This window comes from Shewanella sediminis HAW-EB3, from assembly GCF_000018025.1.
In the GTDB taxonomy this organism is placed as follows: Bacteria; Pseudomonadota; Gammaproteobacteria; order Enterobacterales; family Shewanellaceae; genus Shewanella; species Shewanella sediminis.
Map to the genome: position 1 here is coordinate 4,928,654 of NC_009831.1, position 23,818 is coordinate 4,952,471.

Here is a 23,818-nt window from a genome sequence, read left to right on the forward strand (position 1 = left end):
CCTAATTGATACACTTCAAATCTCTTTGAATCAAATGTTTAAATCATAAAAAACTCATTCCTCATCACCATTAATCCATTTTCACTGGCATAAAAAAAACACCGCGTAAATACGCGGTGTTTATCCAAAACGTCAAACAATCAACCCTAGCGAGCTTTCTCCACCATTCGTTGGATCACCTTCTTATGAGTCACATCGTCCGGCGCCTTACCGTTCGCCGTGATCTCCTTACTGCCATGGCAGGCTAAACATGCCCCCACACGACTGATACGATCCATCTCCTCCTTGTTAAACGGACGCGCCTCCTCATGAGAAGTCGATTGCAGCTGCTTACCATTTTCATCGACGAAGCGTTCGAGTTCGAAATTGATAGGTGCCTGACCATCCGGGAAGTTACGCTTGATATCGTATTGCCCTGAGCCCAGTCCCAGCACTTTAGGATTGGTATGACACTCTTCACAGGTACGCGACTTCTTACTCATGGTATGAGGCTGAATCGGATTGTGAGAGATACCGCTGGTCCCATCTTTAGTCACATAGGTCTTATTGGTCACGATAGACTTTTCACCATCAACCTGAGTCAGGAACACCTGACAACCCGGAATGAAAGTCGACACCTTGCCACGATGGTTGATTCCCAGAGCTGGCGTTTCCCAACGCACGTATGAGCGGGATTCATTCCAGCTAAATGCCTCTTTCTTCAGGTTCGCTTTCTTACCCAGCTGTGAAATATCGCTATGCTCACCGTCTAACCAATCGCCATTGGGCTTACCGATATCTTGCTTAGCGTGACAGCCATAGCATTGTGGTGCCCATGCAGCATGACAGGTAGAACACTCCATCTTCTCCATATGGCTGGCAATCTTCACCATGGCCACGTAACCCTCTTCGGAAAGTTCCGCACCATTAAGCTGAGGAACATTCAATTTCTTGCCCTCATTCTTCGTGGTCAATACAACCTTTTTCCCCTCACGCTTAAGGTTGTTCATCGGATTACCACGAGATGTTTTTAAGGTAGCATCGGTCGATGTCGTACCATGACAAGTCTCACAGCGAACCTCAACAGCATGCTCTTTCTTGGTATAGAGATAACCATCACCGTGCATCTCTGTCTTCATATGACAATCGATACAGCTCATCCCGGCATCATAATGAAGATCGGCTTGCAGGAAATTGTAGTGCTTACCGTGCAACTTACCCTGTTTGCTACCGTCCTCATTGTAGGGAGTACCATAGCCATCTGACTCCATCATTCCCTTGTAACTCACACCGGTACGACCGCCACGGTTATGGCAATGTTGGCATTGATCGACGGTCATCTTCTTAGTGAGTCGGTGTTGACGTGGACGATCTTTTTGCGTTTTATCTATCGCTTTATCGCCACCTTCATAGGTACCGGCATTACTGTACTCGACATGACAAGCCGCACAACCCGATGCGCGATAGTCGCCATCTCTTTGATGACCATCACTCCAGATATGACAACGCAGACACTGATTTCTCAGGTAGTCATCGCCTGGAGAGTTAGTATCTGATTCGGCTTTGGTTGGATCATAAGAAGGAAGCTGAGTCAGGCTTTCAACTGTCCCCTCTCTACCGGTTTTTAGCGCTTTAACATCATAAGTGGCATGAATCGAATCTCGGGTTTGGCTACCGAAATTATAACGTGTACCCGAGATCATGCCTGCCATCGTGGCATGCATCGATGTCTTAGCATTTTCCACCTCTTCCGAGTGACACTCCCCACAGGTTTTATCTATGACTCTCAGATCACTGGGGTTAACCCACAGCTCTTTATGACCCGCTTCTAACGTTGTCGCAGCACCATCACCATTATGACAATCGACACAAGTTAGATCGGCCATCTCCTCTATCTCTGAAAATTGTTCAATCCCTTCATGACAACTCAAGCATCCTTTATCTTCGTCCCATTCAGCATGGGCAGTCGAAATGCCCATAGCTAATACAGCCGGTATCACGATGAGTAATCTTTTAGTTACTTTTTTCATCTGCATCTCCATTTGGCTAAAAACCACACAAAAAATGTGCTTAATCCATAATGATACTGCTGAAAAAAAATGCACAACATTTAGGCCAAACTTGTGATCCTGATTCGTACAAATCGTTAACAATGAGGTAGGAGGGAACAAATTTAGATAATCTGTGAGAATAACCGCTAAAACATTAGTTTAAATGCATGAAACATCAGCTGATTATCGATAACTTACTTGCGACGGAACGAGTAGCGAGGCGGGAGTTTGTTTGGTTAATGTATTAGAAATGAAAAACCCAGCCTAATGGCTGGGTTTAAATAGTTATCTTAGCTTAAGCGTAAACGCTGCGGCCTAAAACGGGATATCATCATCCCAACCATCATCCAGGTCAGGAGTGAAGTTCTGCTGAGGCTGCTGCGCTGGCTGTTGAGGCTGAGGCGCTGGACGCTGTTGCGGAGCCGCTTGCTGTGGTGCTTGCTGTGGTGCTTGCTGAGGCTTTGGCGCATAAGCTGATTGCTGTGCAGGAGCTTGCTGTTGTGCTTGCTGCGGCTTAGGTGCATAACCTTGCTGTGGAGCCTGCTGAGGGGCTTGCTGCGGCTTAGGTGCATAACCTTGCTGCGGAGCCTGCTGCTGAGGTGCATTGTACTGGTTCTGCTGTTGCTGACCCTGCTGTTGACCATAGCCACCTTGCTGTCCGCCACCTTGACCACGGCTATCGAGCATCTGCATTTCGTTAGCATTGATCTCTGTCTTGTAGCGATCTTGACCGGTAGACTGATCCTGCCACTTGCTGGTTTGCAATTTACCTTCGATATATACCTTAGAACCTTTCTTAAGGTACTCGCCTGCAATTTCTGCTAAGCGACGATACATAACGATATTATGCCACTCTGTACGCTCTTGTGGCTGACCTTGTTGGTCTTTCCAAGACTCACTCGTCGCCACTGTAAAGTTGGCTACGGCATTGCCATTTGGCATGTAACGAACTTCAGGGTCTTTCCCTAAGTTACCGACCAAAATTACCTTATTGACACCACGACTGGCCATTGAAATCTCCTGAGATATTCTTACAAATTACAAAAATTTTACGTCTGGTTCGCGCTTAATTCCATCCGGATTAAGCGCATGACGGATCTCTTCCCACGAAAAAATCGGTCTTTTTTCACACCAACACGAGTTAACTGACAGAGCCTAACACAGCTCGGGCTTCTCTCAAATCGAAATGCTCATCAACTTTTAAATATGCGACTTTCTCCTCGAGCACGACAATTGCCTCGGCAACGCCTGCAAGCTGAGATAACTCGGTCGCCATAGCTTTGGCTTGATCCCGACCTTCCACTGTAGCTTCAAGGGTATAGCTCTTAAGCAATACCGGATTTTCCATACCTAAGGTCAGCACTAACCAGATAGCCATTAAGAATAACGCGACTGCGAACACACCTGCGGCGCCGACTAACTGATATGCACCACCGCCTAATAAACCACCACAGAAGGCACCCAGGAACTGACTGGTAGAGTAGACTCCCATCGCCGAGCCTTTATCTCCTACGGGACAAAACTTAGCGATCAAGCTGGGCAGTGAGGCTTCTAAATAGTTAAATCCGGTAAAAAACAGGACTACCGCAACACTTAATACCATGAGGTTATTGGCAAATAGTGCCATCGCGCCCAATGCCATCATCATGAGGAGTAGAGCAACCTGGAAGGTCGCCTTAGTATTTTTCTTCTTCACACCTATGATGATTAGGGGCACCATCAGGAAGAACGCGCCCATAAATGCCGGGAAATAAAGCATCCAGTGCTTCTCTTTCACCAAGCCTGCGTCGACAAGATCCAATGGTAGTGCCACAAAAACCGCGGTCAGTACTAAATGCAAAATAAAGATCCCCGCGTCGAGCCTGAACAGCTGAGGGTCAGTCACCATCGCCTTTAATTTAGTCGGCGTAGCAACCGTGTCACCTTTCGGCGCTTGAGAAATTGGAGTAGGCACGAGCAGTTGCACGATGAGCATACCCAAGACAGCTAAACCCGCCGTCATCGCAAACAAACCCGACAACCCGAGATGCTGAGCGACGATAGGACCGACTAACAGAGAGAGTGCGAAGGAGAATCCGATACACATACCGATAATAGCCATCACTTTGGTGCGCTGCTCATCACGAGTCAGATCGGCTGCTAAGGCTAACACAGCAGCGGCAATGGCACCCATTCCCTGTATCGCACGACCCGCGACCACCCCATAGATGGTATCGGCATTCGCTGCGACCAGACTACCAAATGCAAACAGCAGCAGGCCCGCAAGAATAATCGGCTTTCGGCCGAACTTATCGGATAAGATCCCCATAGGGATCTGTAATACGGCCTGAGTGAGACCATATGCACCAATAGCAATACCCACCCACAAAGGTGAAAAGCCTTCTAAATGCTGCCCGTAAAGTGCAAAGACAGGCATGATCATAAACAAGCCCATCATGCGCAAACCAAATACACTGGCTAAAGAAAACGCGACTTTTTTCTCGGTCTTTGAGAGTCCGTTATTGGACATGTTCCGCCCTGATCTGAATACATAAATAAGCCGAGAAGTTTATACGAACTATTTCAATAGCTCAAAAGGAAAATAATAAAAGAGGCATTCTATAGGCAGGTAAAAGGGGCTGGTCCGGTTAGCCTAACAGGCCGCTCCTCCTATAAACTCAGCATCACAGCTCTGCACAGGCTCAAATGAATACATAATTACGGAAGCTGATAAGTGAGACCTGAGTCAATTTTTATGCGATAATCGATCTCTTTTTTATTCGGCATACAGAGAGAAAGATGGACAAGATTGAAGTACGTGGCGCCCGCACCCACAATCTAAAAAACATCAACCTGACAATTCCCAGAGACAAGTTAATCGTAATTACCGGCCTATCGGGATCGGGAAAATCGTCTCTGGCATTCGATACTCTCTATGCCGAAGGCCAGAGACGTTACGTCGAATCACTATCGGCTTATGCGCGCCAATTTTTAAGCTTAATGGAGAAGCCCGATGTCGACCATATCGAAGGCTTAAGTCCGGCCATATCGATCGAGCAAAAATCGACGTCTCATAACCCACGTTCGACAGTGGGAACCATCACAGAGATCTACGATTACCTACGTTTGCTCTTTGCACGCGTAGGTGAGCCACGCTGTCCCACTCATGGCCAACCATTGGCGGCGCAAACCATCAGCCAGATGGTCGATAAAGTCATTGAGTTACCCGAAGGCAGTCGCCAGATGCTGCTGGCCCCGGTGGTCAATAACCGTAAAGGCGAACATGTAAAACTGCTGGACAGTCTCTCTGCCCAAGGATTTATTCGCGCCCGCATAGATGGAGAGGTCTGCGATCTCACCGATCCGCCAGAGCTTGAACTGCATGTTAAGCACACCATCGAGGTGGTCGTCGATCGATTTAAGGTTCGTGAAGAGATCAAGCAGAGACTCGCCGAGTCATTCGAGACAGCCCTCGAACTTTCCGGTGGTATTGTCACCGTCGCGAATATGGACAGTGACAAGTCAGCCCAGAGCGAAGAACTCTTGTTCTCCGCCAATTTTGCCTGTCCTCACTGTGGTTACTCGATGGCTGAACTCGAGCCAAGAATATTTTCCTTCAATAATCCGGCCGGAGCCTGTGGCACCTGTGACGGATTAGGCGTGCAGCAGTTCTTCGACTCTGAGCGCGTGATCATGAACTCTGAACTTTCATTGGCTGGCGGTGCGATTCGAGGCTGGGATAGACGCAACTTCTATTACTTCCAGATGCTCACCTCTCTGGCCGAACATTATAAGTTTGATATTGAAAAGCCATTTCAACAACTCAGTGCAGAAGTTAAAAAGCTGGTGCTCTACGGTTCAGGTACCGAGAGTATCGCCTTTAAATATATCAATGACCGTGGGGATGTGGTTGTTCGTAATCATCCTTTCGAAGGCATTCTCAATAACATGGACAGGCGTTACCGTGAGACTGAGTCTAATGCGGTCCGAGAAGAGTTAGCTAAGTTTATAAACACTCAATCTTGTCAGAGCTGCGGCGGTTCACGTCTGCGTGAAGAGGCGAGAAATGTCTTTATCAAAGATCTGAACCTTCCCATGTTGACCCAATGGTCAATCGGTGAAGCGATGGACTACTTCTCCACCTTAGAGCTCACAGGCCAAAAGGCACAGATCGCCGAGAAGATCCTTAAAGAGGTTCGCGACAGATTAGGCTTCCTCGTTAATGTCGGCCTTAATTACCTGAGCCTGTCACGCTCGGCCGATACTCTTTCCGGCGGTGAGGCACAACGTATCAGACTCGCAAGTCAGATTGGTGCGGGACTGGTCGGTGTGATGTATGTGCTCGATGAACCCTCGATCGGCCTGCATCAACGTGACAATGAACGCCTGCTACAAACGCTTATCCACCTCAGGGATCTGGGAAATACCGTCATCGTCGTCGAACATGATGAAGATGCCATTAAAATGGCCGATCATGTTATCGATATCGGTCCGGGTGCCGGCGTCCACGGTGGTGAGGTTATCAGTGATGGTACGTTAGAAGATATCCTCAACTGTGAAGAGTCTATTACCGGCCAATACCTCTCAGGCAAGAAACAGATCCACATCACCGAAGACCGTGTAGCCTACAATGGCGATAAGCTTATCGAGCTGTTTGGGGCTAGCGGTAATAACCTCAAAGATGTCGATCTCGCGATCCCTGTAGGTTTGTTCACCTGTGTCACCGGCGTATCCGGCTCCGGAAAGTCCACACTGATTAACGATACTTTTTACAAGATTGCCCACAGGCAACTTAATGGCGCGACCGTCGATGAGCCCGCACCATACAAAAGCATCGAGGGGATGGATCATTGCGATAAGGTGGTCGATATCGACCAGAGTCCCATTGGCCGAACACCAAGATCGAATCCTGCCACCTATACGGGTATCTTCACACCGATAAGGGAGCTGTTTGCGGCAACTCAGGAATCTCGAACCCGTGGCTACAAGCCAGGTCGTTTCTCTTTCAATGTGAAAGGCGGACGCTGTGAAGCCTGTCAGGGTGATGGACTCATTAAAGTTGAGATGCACTTCCTGCCCGATGTCTATGTGCCATGTGACAGCTGTAAGAGTAAGCGGTATAACCGCGAAACCTTAGAGGTGAAATACAAGGGTAAGAGTATCCACGAGGTGCTCTCTATGACCGTCGAAGAAGCACGCCCCTTCTTCGATGCCGTTCCGGCCATCGCCCGTAAACTGCAGACCCTGATAGAAGTCGGCCTCTCCTATATCAGCCTTGGACAGAGTGCGACCACCTTGTCCGGCGGTGAGGCTCAGCGAGTCAAATTGGCTAAGGAGCTTTCAAAGCGTGATACCGGCCAGACCCTCTATATTCTCGATGAACCGACGACGGGCTTGCACTTCGCCGATATTCAGCTCTTGTTAGACGTACTACATAGGCTGAAGGCCCACGGCAACACTATCGTGGTCATCGAGCATAACTTAGATGTCATCAAGACAGCCGACTGGATCATCGATCTGGGTCCCGAAGGGGGCTCGGGAGGCGGAACCATTCTGGTAACCGGTACGCCAGAGCAGGTAGCGGAACATGAAGCGTCTCACACGGCCCGATTCCTCAAGCCGCTATTAGAGAAGTAGAGAGACTCCACTAACTTGATGAAATCGGACTCCGGTATACCCGGCCGGAGTCTGACTTATACCTATTAGAAAGAGAATCATCACTCTCTTCCATCTCCGCCTTACCTATCTAGCCTACGGGTAATCCGAAAACCGCATTACTAAATAGCTTAGGTATATATACCTATCATTCCCTCACATCTACTGCTAGCTTGTCTGTATGGCCTTTTAATAAGTTGAAGTGATTGTGTCAATGAGGTATCCGGCTGCCGTCCAAGAGCATAGCTTAAACAAGGTAAGGTTAATTACCCATATCCTATCGGCCATCACTCTTATCACCCTAATTTCCGGCTGCGCTACCGACACGTCTCCCTCATGCAGGGCAAGAGTGACATCCGACTGGGCCAACACCAAAGACTTGAAAAGTGATATTAGCCAACTCACCTCTCCGGCACTTCAAGGACGTAAAACCGGGACTCGGGGCGCCAAACTGAGTCGGGAGTTTATCTCTGTACGATTTGCACAGATAGGACTCACTCCCTGGTTACCCTCGTCCGGACCTGACAATGCTGTCGATTATGCAATCCCCTTTAGCTACGACTACCAATTCAGTCAACGTCAGGGGGTTAATTTAGTCGGGGTTCTGAAATCTCCCACACCAAGCAGTCGATGGCGGATCGTCATTGCCCATTATGATCATTTAGGAAAAAAAGCAGGCAAAGTCCATCCGGGCGCCGATGATAATGCGTCTGGAGTGGCCGCGATGCTGCAAATCGCGGCCCAAAGCGCAGCGATGCTGCATAGTGAAGAGCATAATACAGAAAGAGCAAACTTGATGTTTGTGGCGACAGATGCCGAGGAACCGGGACTCTTCGGAGGTTATGCACTGGTAGAACGGTTGAATAATCCAGCTTCAATTCCCAGCGGTGAACAGATAGAGTTGGCAATAAATTTGGATATGATCGGCAGGCCGGGTAGACCCTATGCTATTTATCTTGAAGGTAAGAGAGGCTTTAAAAATTTCAACCAGATCCGACAACGGATCACCGCAGAAAACAGCTTATGTATCAAGGCTAACCACCCCGGAGCACTTGGACGGGAGCTAAAGCGTGTCGATTGGCTCAGAGCGTCGGATCATTACCCTTTACATAAAGCCGGGATCCCCTGGCTCTACTTTGGAGTGCCCCCACATAGGGACTACCACGCCCCCACAGACACGACAGAAAAAATAGATCTTAAATTTCTGGCCGCTGTGACTGAATCAGCCTATCAACTGCTGATAATTAACAGTTTACTGCTACAAAACACGCCGTAATCTCAATAAACAGTTATTTTTTTATCAAGCTAACCATTTGATAACAAAATAGCTTTTAGAAGTTTTATCTGGTTACTGGCTGAAAACACCAATGTTAATTGGTAATACCAATTGCACCCTGCTATAATAAACGGCTTACTGATAAATTTTCGGTGCGGGAAGTCGACACGGGGTTGATTTTCTGTCTATAAACCCAAGCACATTTATTGTGCTCGCTATTCCACAAGGCTACAACCCATGTCATCCAGTGAAAAAACTTTCCGCGAACTCGGTCTTGCCGAGCCTTTGTTGCGTGCTCTTGACGAGCTCGGCTACGAAAAACCAACTCCAATCCAGGCTGCGAGTATCGATCCTCTCATGGCCGGAAAAGATATTTTAGGTCAGGCACAAACTGGTACAGGTAAAACAGGTGCTTTCGCACTGCCTCTACTAAACAGCATCGACCCAAATACTAATGCTCCACAAATTTTGGTACTTGCACCAACACGTGAACTTGCCGTTCAGGTTGCTGAAGCTTTTGGTAGCTACGCAAAATTTATGAAGGGTCTACACGTTCTGCCTATTTACGGTGGACAGAGTATGCATCAGCAATTAAATGCTTTGCGTCGTGGACCACAGATCATTGTTGGTACTCCTGGCCGAGTTATGGACCACATGCGTCGCGGCACTCTTAAGTTAGAGTCGCTAAAAGCAATGGTTCTTGACGAAGCAGATGAGATGCTAAAGATGGGCTTCATCGATGATATCGAATGGATCCTTGAGCATACACCTAAGCAACGTCAACTAGCACTATTCTCGGCAACTATGCCTGAGCAAATTAAGCGTGTAGCTAACAAGTATCTGTCTGAGCCTGTACACGTGAAAATTGCTGCAACAACAACGACTGTTGAAACCATTGAACAGCGTTTTGTACAAGTATCACAACACAACAAACTTGAAGCACTAGTCCGTGTTTTAGAAGTTGAGAAGACCGAAGGTATTATCATCTTCGTTCGTACTCGTAACAGTTGTGTTGAGCTAGCTGAGAAGCTAGAAGCGCGCGGTTACGCTTCATCACCACTACACGGTGATATGAATCAACAAGCACGTGAACGTGCCGTTGATCAACTTAAACGTGGCACACTAGATATCATCATTGCAACTGATGTCGCGGCCCGTGGTCTCGATGTTGAGCGTATCGGACACGTAGTAAACTACGATATTCCATATGATACTGAAGCTTACGTTCACCGTATCGGCCGTACAGGTCGTGCTGGTCGTACTGGTATGGCGATTCTTTTCGTTACACACAGAGAGATGCGTATGCTACGCACTATCGAACGTGCAACTAAGAGCCGTATCTCACCAATGGATGTCCCTAGCCCAGAGACTGTGACCGAGCGTCGTCTTTCTCGCTTAGGTGAGCAAGTTTCTGAGATTATCGCTAAAGACTCTTTAGATTTCATGAAGGGCGCCGTTGCTCAACTTTGTCAGCAACTAGAAGTCGATACAGACATTCTTGCCGCAGCACTGCTGCAGCAAGTACAAAAAGATCGTCCACTGCAGTTACCATCGATTCATGAGCGTCAACGTGATAGCCGTGATGATCGTAACTCTCGTGACCGCAATGACCGTGGCTCGCGTGACCGCAGTGATCGTCCACGTCGTGAATCACGTCCGACGCCTGGCGACCTAGGTAAAGCCGATTCACTTAAAGACAACCCAGACGTTAAGATGTGCCGTTACATCATAGATGTCGGTCGTGATAACGGTGTTGGTGTAGGTAACATCGTAGGTGCCGTTGCAAATGAAGCAAACATCGACAGCCGTTACATAGGTCAAATCCAGTTGTTCGACCAAGTAACAGCGATTGATCTTCCTGACGGAATGCCAAAAGATGTCCTACAACACCTTAAGAAAGTACGTGTTTGTGGTAGACCTCTGAATATCCGTGAAGCCGAAGGTGCCGAACTACCTGCAGGTGGCGATAGCCGTCCTCCACGTCGTCCACGTAAGCCTTCTGGCGACCGTCGCCCATCGGGTGACAGAAAGCCACACCGTAAAGGTAATCCATCGAGAGATGGTGAGTAATCAATTATCGGTACACTTTTAACGAAGTGACTGAGTAAATAAAAAGGGAGCCTAAGGCTCCTTTTTTTATGCCTTTAAAACAGGAATAGCTCGTTCTTCGACGACATAGATACTCATAGCGATACACAGCAGTACATACTCAATAAAAACCTTCACCTCACAGATAACCAACTGATTGAAAACAACTTAAACATTGACGCAGCATACCGGTAACCCGTACAATTTGTAACAGGATCCAGCTCACACTCCTCCCAGCCTAAACGCGATATTGCTTAACAAGATTAATAAAATCCACAGCCTTACATCTCTCAGGCTCCAGACTATGCTGAAATTCAATCAAGACGTTCGTCAGCGTATCGGTAACGTGATCATGCTATATAGATTAGTCGATGTTAACGCTCCCGTTGTCATCACTTTTCCACCCGCCGATCATGGAGTCGCTGAAAGCGAAGCCTGGAGCTGTACTCCGTGGGGGTTTGATTTCCTCACCAGCCAGAAGATAAATACCATCTCTTTTGCCGATATTGGAGAACACTTCTATTACCATTCCGCCGAATTTGTAAATTTCATCGAGCTTCTGGCTCAGGAGCTGGTCATCTTTCCACAAAGACTTGGCTACGGGGTTAGTAAGGGAGGATTTGGAGTTTCACTTCATGCGGATAGGTTAGGCCTTGACAGAGCCTTATTGATGATGCCATTAAGTACCTTCAATGATAAAAAAGCTCCCTGGGATTCTGCGGCCATCAGAGCCAGTAAAGCAGTTGATTGTAGCAGTCCACTCAACGATTCCTGCAGATGCCAAACGCCTCTGACCATCATTTTTGACCCCCTTAACCCAAGAGATAGGCGTCAGGCAGTACGCTTTCGCTCTACGAGTGTCAGTCTGAAGCTTCCGGGGGTTGGCCATAGGATCCCCAGAGCTCTGCAGGAGTTAGGATTATTGAAAAAACTGGTGCTCGATTTTATTCATAACCGACTCGATACAGACGCCTTTCCCGGACAGGTACGCAAGCGACGAACGCTATCGGTTTATTATAGAAACCTGTTGAGTAACCCGACGCAGAAATTAACCTTTAAACGGAAGATAGTTCTTTATTATCATAAGCTGAATTTGCAACTGGCAAACATTGAAGATGAACCAGCAAGAATACTCTGCCGAATTAAGCAGAGCCTACGTAAACGAAAATATCTCGTTGAAAAATGTCACATCCAACTACAACACGTTATCGCTGAGAGACAGTTAGCACTCTGTACGGCGATGGTGTTTTGTTTATGAGTCAGGCGCTCTAGACAAGCAGCGCCACTTTCAATCATAACATCATGCTTTATCACGATTGGTATTACTTACCATTGAATTGCTCTTCATGTAACCAGGCGGCATGCCTGGGCGCTTTCTTGGTTCTTGACCACTCTTCCAACATGGCAGGCCCCACCTTCTTCAACTCTGCAAATTGACCCGGCGTGCCGGTAACACAGGTCAGCTCTAATCGATGACCGCTGGGGTCGAAGAAGTAGATCGATTCTATGATGCCATGTTTGGTAATACCAAGGACATCTACCCCCTTCGCCTCCAACTCCGCCTTGGCCTCTACCAGCGCATCGCGATCTTTCACCCTGAATGCAATGTGTTGCACCCACTCGGGAGTATTTCTGTCGCGATCCATCTTCGGAGAGTTGGGTAGTTCGAAGAAGGCTAAAATATTGCCATTACCCGCGTCCAGAAACAGGTGCATATAGGGGTCTGGCTCCTGTGTTGAGGGTACTTTATCTTCGGCAATGGCAACCAGAAACTCCATATTAAGTTTATCTTTATAGAACTCGACCGTCTCTTTAGCATCGTTACAGCGATAAGCCACATGATGTATCTGCTCAATATTAATCATACCGAATCTAACCCTTAACGAATGTAGTAACAAGTGTTACCAACTTTACTCTTGTTCATCCTGTAGGTCAATATATCCTCAACTCCTGTCAGATTGAGAATCTTCAACAAGGTACAAACCATTGAATGAAGTCGCATCTAATGTCTGTTTGGGTATAATCGAGAGCTTAACTCATTAAAGGATGACCCTTTTATGGCGGTAGACAACATAGAGCCTAGGCAGAGCCTCGAAGTCAGTTTAGATATGGACAGCTTCTTTCCCTATCAGCTGACACAACTACAATCGAGTGTGAGCGATAACATTGCCGAGATCTACACGGGTCACTTCGAACTCACTCGGCATGAATGGCGAATACTCGCCGTACTTGGCACGGGTAAGGCACTCTCGGCTAAACAGATAGGTTTAATGATCAACCTGGAAAAAATGCAAACCAGTCGCGCCCTTGCCAGAATGATTAATAAAGCTTTAATCGCAAAAGTCGAAGACAGGAGTGATAAACGCTCATCTCTATTAAAATTAACCCCAGAAGGACTCAGAGTCCATCGGGAGTTAGCCCCTATGGTTTTAGCAAGAGAGCAGGCATTGTTATCGGTGCTGAGTGAAGATGAACATGAGCAACTCAAGCAGATCATGGATAAGCTGTTTGCCCAATCTAAGGCGATACAGACACAAGCGAAATAATGATTAAATTCCGACAAAGAAAACTAAACCATAGATACCGATTAGTAGGATGACAGACACCAAACAGCGCCTTCTTAATTCGTGTCCATAGAGATTAAGCAGGCTGGGAAACAGTAGGAAGTTGAAGGGATTAAACAAGTTTTGATAGCAAAATACTGCAATGCCTAATCTCCGCCCTCTCTTTACCATCAGGTAAAAATAGTAAAAAAATCGGCCAAAAAGAAAGGGAAGGCTAACAAACATAGCCAAAGAGATTGCCATCTCGATTCCGGACAGGTGAACATCTAATTGAAAAAGGTGGCTAACTCCCCCCGTTACGGTAACAACGAATCCAACGGTGACTAATGTCGAAAACAGTAGAAACAGTAAGCTGGAACTTATCAGCTTATACAAATCGATACTGATATTACGCATATTAAACCTCAAATTATTCGCAAATAACCATCAATATCTTGTCCGTAAGAAATCTCAGTTTTATCCTGATACTCCTAAATTTAGTACATTATGATGTTTCTAATTTGAATAAATCGTAAATCTAAATATCTTCGGTATACCCAAGCGGAGCAGACCCCCCCCCGACAATCAACTAACATACTGAATGTAAAGAGATACTAAACTATATTTCATGTAATAATTATCATCGCTTTTGCATTTTCATGCTATTGTCATTTTAAAACGACCAATTGATTCTTATTTTTTGCAGCTTCACTAAACCTGTTCTACGTTTAAAGGGCGCTAAAATAATTAAAATAACTAACAGGAAGATATTATGCATAAGTTCAGTTTTGGCTGTTCGGTCGAACTTTTAACCCACAACATTGCACAGATAACCATAGAGCCGAATGTCGAGGTCACACTCGAGATGCTAGGTGAATTCGATGAATATATGAGTACAATATTCAATCACGATTTCGCCCTACTCATTGATAAACAAAACAATTACAGCTATTCCTATGAAACACTTCTATGTATGGGATCACAAGAAAACCTGAAGGCAACGGCGGTGGTTTTTTATGATGAAGCCGATGCTAAGCTCCCCCCACAATTCGCGGAAATGAGACAGGTTGATCAGCTCAATATCCAACTTTTCTCGGGAGCTAACATTGGAACCCAAAAAGCATTGAATTGGCTTGAGCATCAACTATGCACAGAAAAAAAAGTCGAACTTTCATATTAAAAACAGTTATCAAATAGAGAGTAATTCTTCATGAAAAGAGAGTACCTCAACCCCACTGGCTGTTGAGATTCAGGCGTGGTGCTCGAAATTCAAATTCGAGAATACCTTTTTGTACCAGCCTGAGTCTTTTGTGCCTCTCAATATTCCCCATGCTTCTGAGCTAATGCCTGCTGATGACTTTAACCGCCCATAACTGAAGAACTGCATATAGCCTCAACCCACCCACTGTCAATTTCACAGCAAAACCTTATAGAAAATCCATTCCCATTATTAGCCGAGTTTGTATTATTTGTAATAATTAGGAATACCTGATACATATAGATGCTTAAAATTTATACTTTCAAGGATGAGGAACGGGTTCAAATATTCGGGGAAATGAGTACAGCAATAAACAATGGACATAACTTAAGAAATGGAGCTCACATGAAGAAAATCACACTCATCTTGTCTTTGCTATTCGCAAGCTTTTTAATCTTTCCGGTGAAGGCATCGAACCACCTAAGTGCTTGTGATACTAAAGATTGCAAAGAATACTTCAAAGCATACAAAATCCTCACTAAACGTGGGCATTCTGAAGCGATGGCGACCTTGGGAGAGCTGTATTATGCCGGTTACGGCACAGATAAAAACATCAAACAGGCTCTGAAATGGTTCAGGCGCGCGGCTAAGTTCGGGATCACCTCCGCCCAATACAAGGCCGGAATACTCTACCTTCAGGAGTCTGATTATCAAGATATTGATAAAGGGCTCAAACTACTTAAGAAGTCGACAAAACATAGCTTCTCTCCCGGCTCCTTCGCATTAGGAAAAATTTATCTTAACGGCGGCTTAGTAACACAAGATCTGACTCAAGCTGATGAGTGGTTATCAAAAGCCTTTTCACTAAATAATCAAGAAGCTATCAAGTTTGCCAGCAAACTAAAGAACTCACCTAAGACGGTTTCACTGGCACTTCCTAAACTATATGCGATGGTCGATTCTCAAGTAGAAAACAATCAGGCCAGTGGCTCGTATCCGCCAATCAACGAGATGGAAACCATTACTGTTTCCGCTCCACAATATACCGAGTATTTTGATGCCGAGATAGCAAGATTAAATAACGCTATCCCTGACACGTCCAGCGGCACAGGCTCTAATATTGCAGGAAAAACCTGTGGCAATATGTGGGGTTGCAGCACAGAGATGGACAGTCATCGAATAAGAGACGTTTTACTCTCTGATTGGGGCCTTGAAACGCTTCAATTCAGATTGAACTAATTCAATCCGATTTAATTAAGTGATAGAGGAGATTTTCCTCTATCACTCTAACAGCCTTATCAGAACAGAGCAGCTCCCCCCATTAATGGTAATGATCTCCTCCAGGGGAACAGACTCGGCATAATCAGTATAGGCTTTGATCATAATGGAAGGGAATTGAGTCTTATGGCTTGCCATCGCCTTCACCCTTTTAGTTTTATAGGATGAAACATCGACTCGAATCGTGACACCTGCGTCCTCGATGGGCATAGCAACCTTGTAATCGAAGCCAAACTTATTGGCCGATTTAGCCAGGCTTTCCGCCCTGTAATAGGAGACACCAAAGTAACCAGCAAGCCGATTGAAATGGGCTGAAACTAATCTATTCAACGTTTTGTGGTCTCGATTATCCGTTATTCCCCCCTCCACAAATGTGAGAATAGCGGTAGGCTTTTCCTGTTCGAGTATGCTGTTCAGCTGCTTGATAATCTCTTCAGAATATTTATTGAGCTTGCCATCAGGTAAGCGCAAAAATATCGGAGACTGAAGGCCTAATATTTGAGAGGCTGCAATAGCTTCCTGCTCTCGAATCAGCGCTAACTCAGAGCCCGATAACCCTTGCCCGGAATGATCACTCCCGGCATCTCCGGAAGTCGCGTATACCGGAAAGACTTTTACGCCATGATCACTCAATTTTGCTAACGTTCCAGATATCCAGGTCTCATCATCCGGATGAGCAAAAATAACGACGACAGAGAGATCCCCCGCCATCTCTTCCACTGGTTCCATACTATATGATCCATCGAATTGCTCTCTTCCATTCTCGAGGTGACAGCCTGTTACGCTTATAGCAAGCATGAGAAGTATCAGAGTCAACCGAATCCTTTGGCCCATAGCTCACCTCGCATTCATCGGTTAAACACGCAGACAAGAGAATCGATCTCATTGCCTTGCTTCAATCCAGCCTCTTCAGCCCCAGTTCTGCTTCCTCTTTTAGCTTAGCGATACAGCTCTGACAGATGCATGCCTTAAGCTCCGGAGCCTCTCCCTTTACCACTTCTTTGGGTGGAAAAGTAGTGTGATTACACCAGCAATCTTTGAGCTCCTTTCCCTCGATGACGGCACAGCCATTTTGTCGTTGGCAAAGGGGGCAAATATCGGACTTATTTATCGATTGAGTCATCACTATCATCTCTTATTTCTTCCTCATCCGCAGGATGATTTACCCCATCATACAAGGTGACACCATGCCTAAGCAAAGAGTGCCAACTACCTTGAAAAACACCGAAAGGTGATCCACCCTCTAAACAGGCCACGTTATGAATAAATTCTAAACGTTTAATGACTTAGCGTATCTGGTGAAAAGGGGTTTATAGATGTTATCCTCATTTAGCGCGATTAATGTATTCATAAGCTATCTCTCGGTAGCAGCCTACAAGCTGTCGAAATCGACGCGATAGGCTAAGGCTCTGCATTCCAGATAATCGTTACAGCTGTTATTGAGGCGATGGTCGACACACTCCATGATCACCACACCATTGCCACCCAGCCTCTGAGTCTTATACTTAAGCTCGCCAAGAAGAAATGACTCGGTAGGTTTAGGCTGAGTCGGCCTGGTTCTGCAATAGGAGGAGACGACCTTACCCAGAGACTCGGCTTTATATCGCTGAATTTCAGCAATGGAGTACTCTTGAACTTTATAGGTTCTTAAAGACTCATCGACACTCGGGATCGTATTCAACCTTATTCCATTACATGCAGACAGAGATAGCAGCAAAAAAACCGTCATTAATAACTTCATCAAATTCATCCTTAAATTTTTTCCTAACTTATCCATAGAGTTAATGAGTGTAAAAAAGCGCGGCAGTCTCACTTAACCGGCTCTACCCTCGAACATTCAAGAGTCATCATAGAGAACCAACAGGCTCTGTTCAACTTATGCACATAATCAATTATCGAGGATAAGTTCGAGCGGAATCTTCTCACCGGGAACGGTTTCGGATCTCCATGACTTAACCTCGCTCTTATCAACGCGCCCATAGCTGTTTTACGGGATAACAAAAATGCCCCACCGATAAGGCAGGGCACTGATTTCAACTCGTATCTCTAATCTTCTGAGCCTTCGCGGCTAAAGCCGCTCCTACATTTACTGCTTATACCTCTCTGGCGGTAGGCGGTAGCCCGTAGCCCGTAGCCCGTAGCCCAGCATTATTTCCCCGGGCGCACACCCAAAGTATGGCAGATGGCATAGGTTAGCTCGGCGCGGTTTAGAGTGTAGAAATGGAAGTCTTTCACACCTTCGCGAGACAGGACTTTAACCATGTCGATAGCCACATTGGCCCCCACCATCTGTCGAGTCGTTGGATCATCATCCAAACCTTCAAACTGTTTATGTAACCAGCCTGGAATCGACACGTTGGTCATACCGGCAAAGCGTTTAAGCTGTTTAAAGTTGGTCACAGGCAGGATACCCGGAACGATCTCTACATCGATTCCGGCCGCAACACAACGGTCACGGAATCGAAGATAGGACTCGACATCGAAGAAAAATTGCGTGATGGCTCGGTTGGCGCCGGCATCAATTTTTTTCTTCAGATTAATCAAGTCAGCCTGAGCATTAAGCGCATCGGGGTGTACTTCGGGATAGGCCGCAACGGAGATATCAAAATCGGCGACAGAACGCAGTAATCGCACTAAGTCATTGGCAAAACGAGTAGGCTTAGGGCTGCCCTCAGGCAGATCGCCGCGTAGTGCCACGATATCCCTGATACCTGAATTCCAATAATGCTTAGCAAGCTCTTTGAGCTCTTCATCGCTGGCATCGACCAGGGTGAGATGCGGCGCGGCAACTAAATCAGTTTCCTTCTGAATACGCTCAATCACACCATGGGTACGGTCACGCACGCCGGAGTTCGCACCGTAAGTAACAGAGACAAACTTCGGATTAAGCGGTTCGAGGCGACGAATGGAATTCCAGAGGATTTTTTCCATCTCTGGAGTGGCAGGAGGGAAGAACTCAAAAGAAACGTTAATATCGCCATTCAGCTCGGCTAAGCTCTGGTTTAGCGATGTAGCATGTTGTGCATGATGAAAACCCATTTCTATCCCCTCTACGACTCGACTATCTTCAATAAACAAATTCTTTTAGACGTTTGGACGTCTATACATCCATATTAGTGAAACTCTGATTTAAGTCAATAGCAAATAGAGTACTAAATACAAATAAGATAGTTCAAATATACGGAGGGACGCGACCTCGTTGCTGGAGGACGGCTTAAAAACGCCTACAAGTTCGGCAAAAAGCGCCTCCTAGGACGGGCTTCGCCCTGCGAGGACGCATGAAATAAGGACGCGACTTCGTCGCTGGAGGACGGCTTAAAACGCCTACTAGTTCGGCAACAAGCGCCTCCTAGGACGGGCTTCGCCCTGCGAGGACGCATGAAATAAGGACGCGACTTCGTCGCTGGAGGACGGCTTAAATACGCCTACGAGTTCGGCAAAAAGCGCCTCCTAGGACGGGCTTCGCCCTGCGAAGACGCAGCAAAGCTGCTATGAGAAAAAGCTTTTGCTTTTCTCTCGAAGCGCCCCCCGAAGCGCCCTTCTTACTCCTGTAACAGATCTCTGCAGATCTGTGCCAGATCCGACTGCACGGCAGCCGCGGTAACTTCACGCCCGGCTCCGGGACCTCTGATGATAAGAGGGTTATCCTGATAGAAGGCACTGCGGATCACGAAGACATTATCGCCCGGTGTCAGGTTAGCGTAGGCATGCTCTCTATCGACCCATTGAATGCCAACTGCCGCCTTTAACTGTCCCTCGATCACATCCAGCCCGGCAACATAACGAAGCACCTTATCCTGCTCCGCCGCTGCCTGAAACTGCTGTAGCATCTCACCATCGAGCTCAGTAATACGTCCGAGGAACTGCTCCAGAGGAATATCGGCTAATGCCGATGGCACTAAGGAGTTAAGCTCAATATCTTCAAGCTCTATCTCATGGCCAATTTCACGGGCCAGTATTAACAACTTACGTTGCATATCGCGGCCGGAAAGGTCATCCCGGGGATCGGGTTCGGTAATACCTAAGCCTTTAGCTTCCAGGACTAACTCTGAGAAGGGCTTATTGGCATCATAATTTTCAAACAACCAACAGAGGGTTCCGGAAAAGATGCCACCAACAGCCTCGATACTATCGCCGCTGTTGTGTAGATCATTCAGTGCGTGCTGCACAGGTAATCCCGCACCACAGCTGGCGTTATAGCGCCAAAATAGCCTGCGGTTTCCAAGTTGCTGCTTCAGCTCACGATAGAAAGCCAATGGACCGGAACCTGCTAACTTATTCGCACTGACCACATGAATACCACGGGCAAAAAATTCAGGATACTGCAGCGTCAGCTCGGCACTCGCGCTGATATCCAGTGCGATAATTTCATCGCAATCCAGTGCTTGGAGCTGTTCAAACAGGTGATCATACAACCATGGGGTCGCTTGCTGTTCAAACTCTTGTTTCCAGGAGCTTAAACCTATCCCCTCCTCTTTCAACAGGGCTTTCTTTGAACTCAATAAGCCGACCAGTTCGACACAGGCTTCCAACTCTTTATTCAGGGATGTACGTGCGCGCGTAAATAGATCGACCCAGGCCTCTCCGATATTCCCAACACCGAGCAATAGCACCCCAATACGTTTACGTGGACCGGCACAGCGCCTATGTACTTTCTGAGTAAGTAAGTTGACATTGGCACAGGGAACTAAGGTGACCAGACTCAAGCCGTCATTGAATAACGGCCTGGCATCACGACTCAGCAGCCGGGCAAAGCCACGACGATAGAGCTCGGCATCGGCGCTGACTAAGGCGACCAGGCCAAGATTCTCACGTAGAAGCAGATCCGATACCCCCGGGACTTCAGATTCGAGGATAGCTCGCACCTGCTGCTGATTCTCATGGGTGAAGGCCAACTCAACCCGGCCATGGGCAAGCTGCCAATGAGCCAAGGGGTTTAGCCCAGACGCTGCCAATAATTCGGCTAAGTTGGAGATCTCGGTGGTGATTCTGAAGTTAAATAGCGACACACTGGCCAGATTGGTCACCACCGGCGCACTGGCCGAAGAACTCCTGGGCGCAATCAGGGTAAAGTCGGTGTGGGATGCATAACTCGAACGTACGGCTAAGCTGACTTCGGTATCGAAAAGAGGTTGCAGAGATCGATTATGCAGTACCGGCGAGCCCAGATGAGCGAGACGGTTTGCCTCATCCAGAGAGAGACTCTTCAGCAATTTAGCATCGTTGATCTTATTGGGGTCGGCATTGAATACCCCTTCGACATCGGTCCAGATGGTCACCCGCTCGATGGCGGCCAGACTGGCGATCAGGGTGGCGCTATAATCGGACCCATTACGTCCCAGCAACAGAGTTTCTCCTCGACTGTTGGCACAGATGAAACCCGTGATAATTAATCTTTCATTGGGATGGTCATTAAGTACTTGCCGAACTCGCTGACGGGACTCGACCAGCATTATCTGCGGCACGCCACCTTCGTCGGCCAATAACAAGGTTCTGGCATCGACATCGCTCGCAGCAACACCAGACTCCCTGAGCAAGGCCGCCAACAGGCGCGCGGACCAGCGCTCACCGAAGCTCACCACTTCGCTGCGTTCGTATTCCTTCAGTTCATCCTGTGAAAACAGACTGATAAGCTGGTACTTATCGATCGACAAACGTTCTCTTAAACTTGTGGCCTGTTCATTAGAAAGCAGCTGCTCGATCAGGTTTTGTTGAAAGCTAATCAACACCTGCAGCTCTTCTTGCCAGAGCTGAGCCGTATCTTTTAACTCTAATAATTTATAAAGAAAGTTGGTGCTCTTACCCGCGGCGGAGACTACGACAAGATCGTCGCTATTGCCGTGAGTGAGAAGGATATGAGCCACACGGCGGTAACAGTCAGCGTCCGCCAGACTGGAACCACCAAATTTATGCAAATGACAACGTGCCATTTCAAACTCCTATTAACAAGCTAATGCCGCTGCAAGTCCTGCCTGTATATCAGCAACTAAATCATCTGCATCTTCAATACCTACAGAAAGACGGATAAGGGTATCTTTCACCCCAGCTTCGGCTCGAGCCTCAGGCTCCATTGCTCTATGGGTCATTGTCGCAGGAACCGCGACTAAACTCTCTACGCCACCTAAACTTTCTGCGACGGAGAACACGCTAAGTTGCTCGAGGAAGGCCACTAACTCGGCTTCTCCCCCCTTAAGCTCGAAACTTAACATTGCGCCGAAGCCTTTTTGTTGTTTCGCGGCGATCTCATGACCGGGGTGATCCTTAAGGCCCGGATAATAAACTTTATCGACGACACTACTCGCTGTCAGCGTATCCAGTACTCTTTGGGCGTTCGCCTGATGCTCTCGAATACGTACGGCAAGGGTACGAATACCACGTAACGTCAGATAGCTATCGAACGCCGAGCCGGTCAGGCCTAAGGTATTTGACCACCAGTGCAATAACTCCCCTAACTCCTCGTCTTTAGCTACCACGGCGCCGCCAACCACATCACTGTGTCCATTTATATATTTGGTCGTAGAGTGGATAACGATATCCGCACCGAGCAGCAGAGGTTGCTGCAAGATAGGCGAAAGGAACGTGTTGTCTACCACTACGAGAGCATCGACTGCATGACTCGCCTTCGCGATAGCCTCGATATCGACCACGCGCAGCAGTGGGTTTGAGGGTGTCTCGAGCCAAACCATCTTAGGGTTTTGCGCTATAGCATCTTGTAGGGCTAACTCATCGGTCTGATCGACAACAGCCAACTTAAACTGGCCCTTCTTCGCTAAGTTGGTAAACAAGCGGTAGCTACCGCCATAGCAGTCATGGGGAACCACTAACAGATCATCGGGGCCCAACAGACTCGTCACCAGAGTAATTGCCGCCATCCCGGTACAGGTCACGACACCCGTTGCTCCCTTTTCTAATCCGGCGATAGCATCTCCAAGGATTGAGCGGGTCGGATTCCCCGAGCGACTATAATCAAAATCTCTGGGATTCTTGTGCCCGTCGAAAGAGTAATTAGTAGAAAGGTAGATTGGTGGTACGACCGCACCATACTGAGTATCAGACTCAATCCCTTGACGGACTGCAATTGTGGCTAACTTACGTTCGGTCATCTACATCTCCTAAACTATTTACTGAACATCATACTTCATTTCAATTGACACAAATAGATGTCTGGACGTCTAAATGTACCTAAGCTAAAAGCCATCGTCAACAACTTATAGCCATTTAGACGTCCAAACATATAGAAATCTATTTGCAATTGTCGCAAATAAGAGGCAATAATTTGACTGTACAAATTAAAGGGTTAAAATCTGCCCCGAATTTTGAATTTACAGGTGAGTCAATGACTGAGTGGAATGGCGATTATATCAGCCCATATGCTGAACACGGCAAGAAGAATGAACAGGTAAAGAAGATTACCGTGTCAATTCCCTTGAAAGTGCTTAAGGTTCTGACTGATGAGCGTACTCGTCGTCAGGTCAATAACCTGCGCCACGCAACTAACAGTGAACTCCTGTGTGAAGCATTCTTGCATGCCTATACCGGTCAGCCGTTGCCAAATGATGAAGATCTGTCTAAAGATAAACCTGACAGTATTCCGGCAGAGGTGAAACGCTTGATGGATGAGATGGGAATTGAGTGGGAAGATGTAGAGTAACCTTTACTCTTGTTCAGTCAATTTCAGGGATCGCTATGCGATCCCTGTTTGTTTCAGCCGCTCACGATTTCAGATAAATTATTCTTCAGCAACTAAACAGGATTAACCGAGAGAAGATGC

General features: G+C 47.1%; 19 protein-coding genes. 8 read left to right on the plus strand and 11 right to left on the minus strand.

The window, feature by feature from the left end; all coding sequences use genetic code 11:
• Positions 1-146 precede the first annotated feature (146 nt).
• The 3 genes from SSED_RS20985 to SSED_RS20995 form a co-directional block, all read right to left on the minus strand.
• Complete coding sequence (locus tag SSED_RS20985) at positions 147-2,009, minus strand: multiheme c-type cytochrome (protein ID WP_012144358.1); 1,863 nt, start codon at positions 2,007-2,009, stop codon at positions 147-149.
• Between the two features lie 336 nt (positions 2,010-2,345).
• Complete coding sequence (locus SSED_RS20990) at positions 2,346-3,041, minus strand: single-stranded DNA-binding protein (RefSeq protein WP_012144359.1); 696 nt, start codon at positions 3,039-3,041, stop codon at positions 2,346-2,348.
• A gap of 130 nt (positions 3,042-3,171) precedes the next feature.
• A complete protein-coding gene (locus SSED_RS20995) occupies positions 3,172-4,539 on the minus strand; it encodes an MFS transporter (protein ID WP_012144360.1) in 1,368 nt (455 codons plus the stop codon).
• A gap of 269 nt (positions 4,540-4,808) precedes the next feature.
• On the opposite strand from SSED_RS20995, the gene uvrA reads away from it, so the two are divergent.
• The 4 genes from uvrA (at position 4,809) to SSED_RS21015 (ending at position 12,286) form a co-directional block, all read left to right on the plus strand.
• Positions 4,809-7,646, plus strand: a complete 2,838-nt coding sequence (gene uvrA / locus SSED_RS21000; RefSeq protein ID WP_012144361.1) for an excinuclease ABC subunit UvrA — start codon at positions 4,809-4,811, stop codon at positions 7,644-7,646.
• Between the two features lie 232 nt (positions 7,647-7,878).
• Positions 7,879-8,940 (plus strand): M28 family peptidase, encoded by a 1,062-nt coding sequence (locus tag SSED_RS21005; RefSeq protein WP_012144362.1) that lies wholly within the window; start codon positions 7,879-7,881, stop codon positions 8,938-8,940.
• 237 nt (positions 8,941-9,177) lie between these two features.
• The gene (locus SSED_RS21010) at positions 9,178-11,010 is read left to right on the plus strand and encodes a DEAD/DEAH box helicase (RefSeq protein ID WP_012144363.1); all 1,833 of its coding nucleotides are present in this window, start codon (positions 9,178-9,180) and stop codon (positions 11,008-11,010) included.
• 322 nt (positions 11,011-11,332) lie between these two features.
• On the plus strand, positions 11,333-12,286 hold the full coding sequence (locus tag SSED_RS21015) for a hypothetical protein (RefSeq protein ID WP_012144364.1): 954 nt from the start codon (positions 11,333-11,335) through the stop codon (positions 12,284-12,286).
• A 64-nt stretch (positions 12,287-12,350) separates the two neighbouring features.
• Here the strand turns inward: SSED_RS21015 and SSED_RS21020 are convergent, their stop codons facing one another.
• Entirely contained in the window at positions 12,351-12,893 is a 543-nt protein-coding gene (locus tag SSED_RS21020; RefSeq protein ID WP_012144365.1) for a VOC family protein, read from the minus strand.
• Positions 12,894-13,085: 192 nt separating this feature from the next.
• Between SSED_RS21020 and SSED_RS21025 the strand changes: the two genes are divergently transcribed.
• On the plus strand, positions 13,086-13,574 hold the full coding sequence (locus SSED_RS21025) for a MarR family winged helix-turn-helix transcriptional regulator (RefSeq protein WP_012144366.1): 489 nt from the start codon (positions 13,086-13,088) through the stop codon (positions 13,572-13,574).
• 3 nt (positions 13,575-13,577) lie between these two features.
• Here SSED_RS21025 and SSED_RS21030 read toward each other — a convergent pair whose 3' ends face one another.
• Positions 13,578-13,988, minus strand: coding sequence for a hypothetical protein (locus SSED_RS21030; RefSeq protein WP_041421841.1), 411 nt, complete (start codon positions 13,986-13,988; stop codon positions 13,578-13,580).
• Between the two features lie 355 nt (positions 13,989-14,343).
• Here SSED_RS21030 and SSED_RS21035 point away from each other — a divergent pair, with 355 nt between their 5' ends.
• Both SSED_RS21035 and SSED_RS21040 read left to right on the plus strand, forming a co-directional pair.
• Complete coding sequence (locus tag SSED_RS21035; protein ID WP_012144368.1) at positions 14,344-14,751, plus strand: hypothetical protein; 408 nt, start codon at positions 14,344-14,346, stop codon at positions 14,749-14,751.
• Between the two features lie 423 nt (positions 14,752-15,174).
• Positions 15,175-16,008 carry a tetratricopeptide repeat protein gene (locus SSED_RS21040; protein WP_012144369.1) on the plus strand — a complete coding sequence of 278 codons (834 nt, stop codon included), beginning with the start codon at positions 15,175-15,177 and terminating at the stop codon, positions 16,006-16,008.
• A 42-nt stretch (positions 16,009-16,050) separates the two neighbouring features.
• On the opposite strand, the gene SSED_RS21045 is transcribed toward SSED_RS21040, so the two are convergent.
• From SSED_RS21045 to metB, 6 genes are all read right to left on the minus strand, one after another.
• A complete protein-coding gene (locus SSED_RS21045) occupies positions 16,051-16,776 on the minus strand; it encodes a PIG-L deacetylase family protein (protein WP_223295932.1) in 726 nt (241 codons plus the stop codon).
• A 166-nt stretch (positions 16,777-16,942) separates the two neighbouring features.
• Positions 16,943-17,179 (minus strand): cysteine-rich CWC family protein, encoded by a 237-nt coding sequence (locus SSED_RS21050; protein WP_012144371.1) that lies wholly within the window; start codon positions 17,177-17,179, stop codon positions 16,943-16,945.
• Positions 17,180-17,419: 240 nt separating this feature from the next.
• Positions 17,420-17,788 (minus strand): hypothetical protein, encoded by a 369-nt coding sequence (locus tag SSED_RS21055; RefSeq protein WP_150104368.1) that lies wholly within the window; start codon positions 17,786-17,788, stop codon positions 17,420-17,422.
• Between the two features lie 407 nt (positions 17,789-18,195).
• Positions 18,196-19,086, minus strand: coding sequence for a methylenetetrahydrofolate reductase (gene metF, locus SSED_RS21060; RefSeq protein WP_012144373.1), 891 nt, complete (start codon positions 19,084-19,086; stop codon positions 18,196-18,198).
• Positions 19,087-19,589: 503 nt separating this feature from the next.
• Positions 19,590-21,977 carry a bifunctional aspartate kinase/homoserine dehydrogenase II gene (locus SSED_RS21065; RefSeq protein WP_012144374.1) on the minus strand — a complete coding sequence of 796 codons (2,388 nt, stop codon included), beginning with the start codon at positions 21,975-21,977 and terminating at the stop codon, positions 19,590-19,592.
• 12 nt (positions 21,978-21,989) lie between these two features.
• On the minus strand, positions 21,990-23,150 hold the full coding sequence (gene metB / locus SSED_RS21070) for a cystathionine gamma-synthase (RefSeq protein ID WP_012144375.1): 1,161 nt from the start codon (positions 23,148-23,150) through the stop codon (positions 21,990-21,992).
• Positions 23,151-23,383: 233 nt separating this feature from the next.
• On the opposite strand from metB, the gene metJ reads away from it, so the two are divergent.
• Positions 23,384-23,698, plus strand: a complete 315-nt coding sequence (gene metJ, locus SSED_RS21075) for a met regulon transcriptional regulator MetJ (RefSeq protein WP_012144376.1) — start codon at positions 23,384-23,386, stop codon at positions 23,696-23,698.
• The last annotated feature ends 120 nt before the right edge of the window (positions 23,699-23,818 follow it).

Coding starts and splice junctions, on each gene's coding strand:
- SSED_RS20985 (WP_012144358.1), bottom strand. CDS start 2,009: ATGAAAAAAGTAACTAAAAGATTACTCATCGTGATACCGGCTGTATTA.
- SSED_RS20990 (WP_012144359.1), bottom strand. CDS start 3,041: ATGGCCAGTCGTGGTGTCAATAAGGTAATTTTGGTCGGTAACTTAGGG.
- SSED_RS20995 (WP_012144360.1), bottom strand. CDS start 4,539: ATGTCCAATAACGGACTCTCAAAGACCGAGAAAAAAGTCGCGTTTTCT.
- uvrA (WP_012144361.1), top strand. CDS start 4,809: ATGGACAAGATTGAAGTACGTGGCGCCCGCACCCACAATCTAAAAAAC.
- SSED_RS21005 (WP_012144362.1), top strand. CDS start 7,879: ATGAGGTATCCGGCTGCCGTCCAAGAGCATAGCTTAAACAAGGTAAGG.
- SSED_RS21010 (WP_012144363.1), top strand. CDS start 9,178: ATGTCATCCAGTGAAAAAACTTTCCGCGAACTCGGTCTTGCCGAGCCT.
- SSED_RS21015 (WP_012144364.1), top strand. CDS start 11,333: ATGCTGAAATTCAATCAAGACGTTCGTCAGCGTATCGGTAACGTGATC.
- SSED_RS21020 (WP_012144365.1), bottom strand. CDS start 12,893: ATGATTAATATTGAGCAGATACATCATGTGGCTTATCGCTGTAACGAT.
- SSED_RS21025 (WP_012144366.1), top strand. CDS start 13,086: ATGGCGGTAGACAACATAGAGCCTAGGCAGAGCCTCGAAGTCAGTTTA.
- SSED_RS21030 (WP_041421841.1), bottom strand. CDS start 13,988: ATGCGTAATATCAGTATCGATTTGTATAAGCTGATAAGTTCCAGCTTA.
- SSED_RS21035 (WP_012144368.1), top strand. CDS start 14,344: ATGCATAAGTTCAGTTTTGGCTGTTCGGTCGAACTTTTAACCCACAAC.
- SSED_RS21040 (WP_012144369.1), top strand. CDS start 15,175: ATGAAGAAAATCACACTCATCTTGTCTTTGCTATTCGCAAGCTTTTTA.
- SSED_RS21045 (WP_223295932.1), bottom strand. CDS start 16,776: ATGGAACCAGTGGAAGAGATGGCGGGGGATCTCTCTGTCGTCGTTATT.
- SSED_RS21050 (WP_012144371.1), bottom strand. CDS start 17,179: ATGATAGTGATGACTCAATCGATAAATAAGTCCGATATTTGCCCCCTT.
- SSED_RS21055 (WP_150104368.1), bottom strand. CDS start 17,788: ATGAAGTTATTAATGACGGTTTTTTTGCTGCTATCTCTGTCTGCATGT.
- metF (WP_012144373.1), bottom strand. CDS start 19,086: ATGGGTTTTCATCATGCACAACATGCTACATCGCTAAACCAGAGCTTA.
- SSED_RS21065 (WP_012144374.1), bottom strand. CDS start 21,977: ATGGCACGTTGTCATTTGCATAAATTTGGTGGTTCCAGTCTGGCGGAC.
- metB (WP_012144375.1), bottom strand. CDS start 23,150: ATGACCGAACGTAAGTTAGCCACAATTGCAGTCCGTCAAGGGATTGAG.
- metJ (WP_012144376.1), top strand. CDS start 23,384: ATGACTGAGTGGAATGGCGATTATATCAGCCCATATGCTGAACACGGC.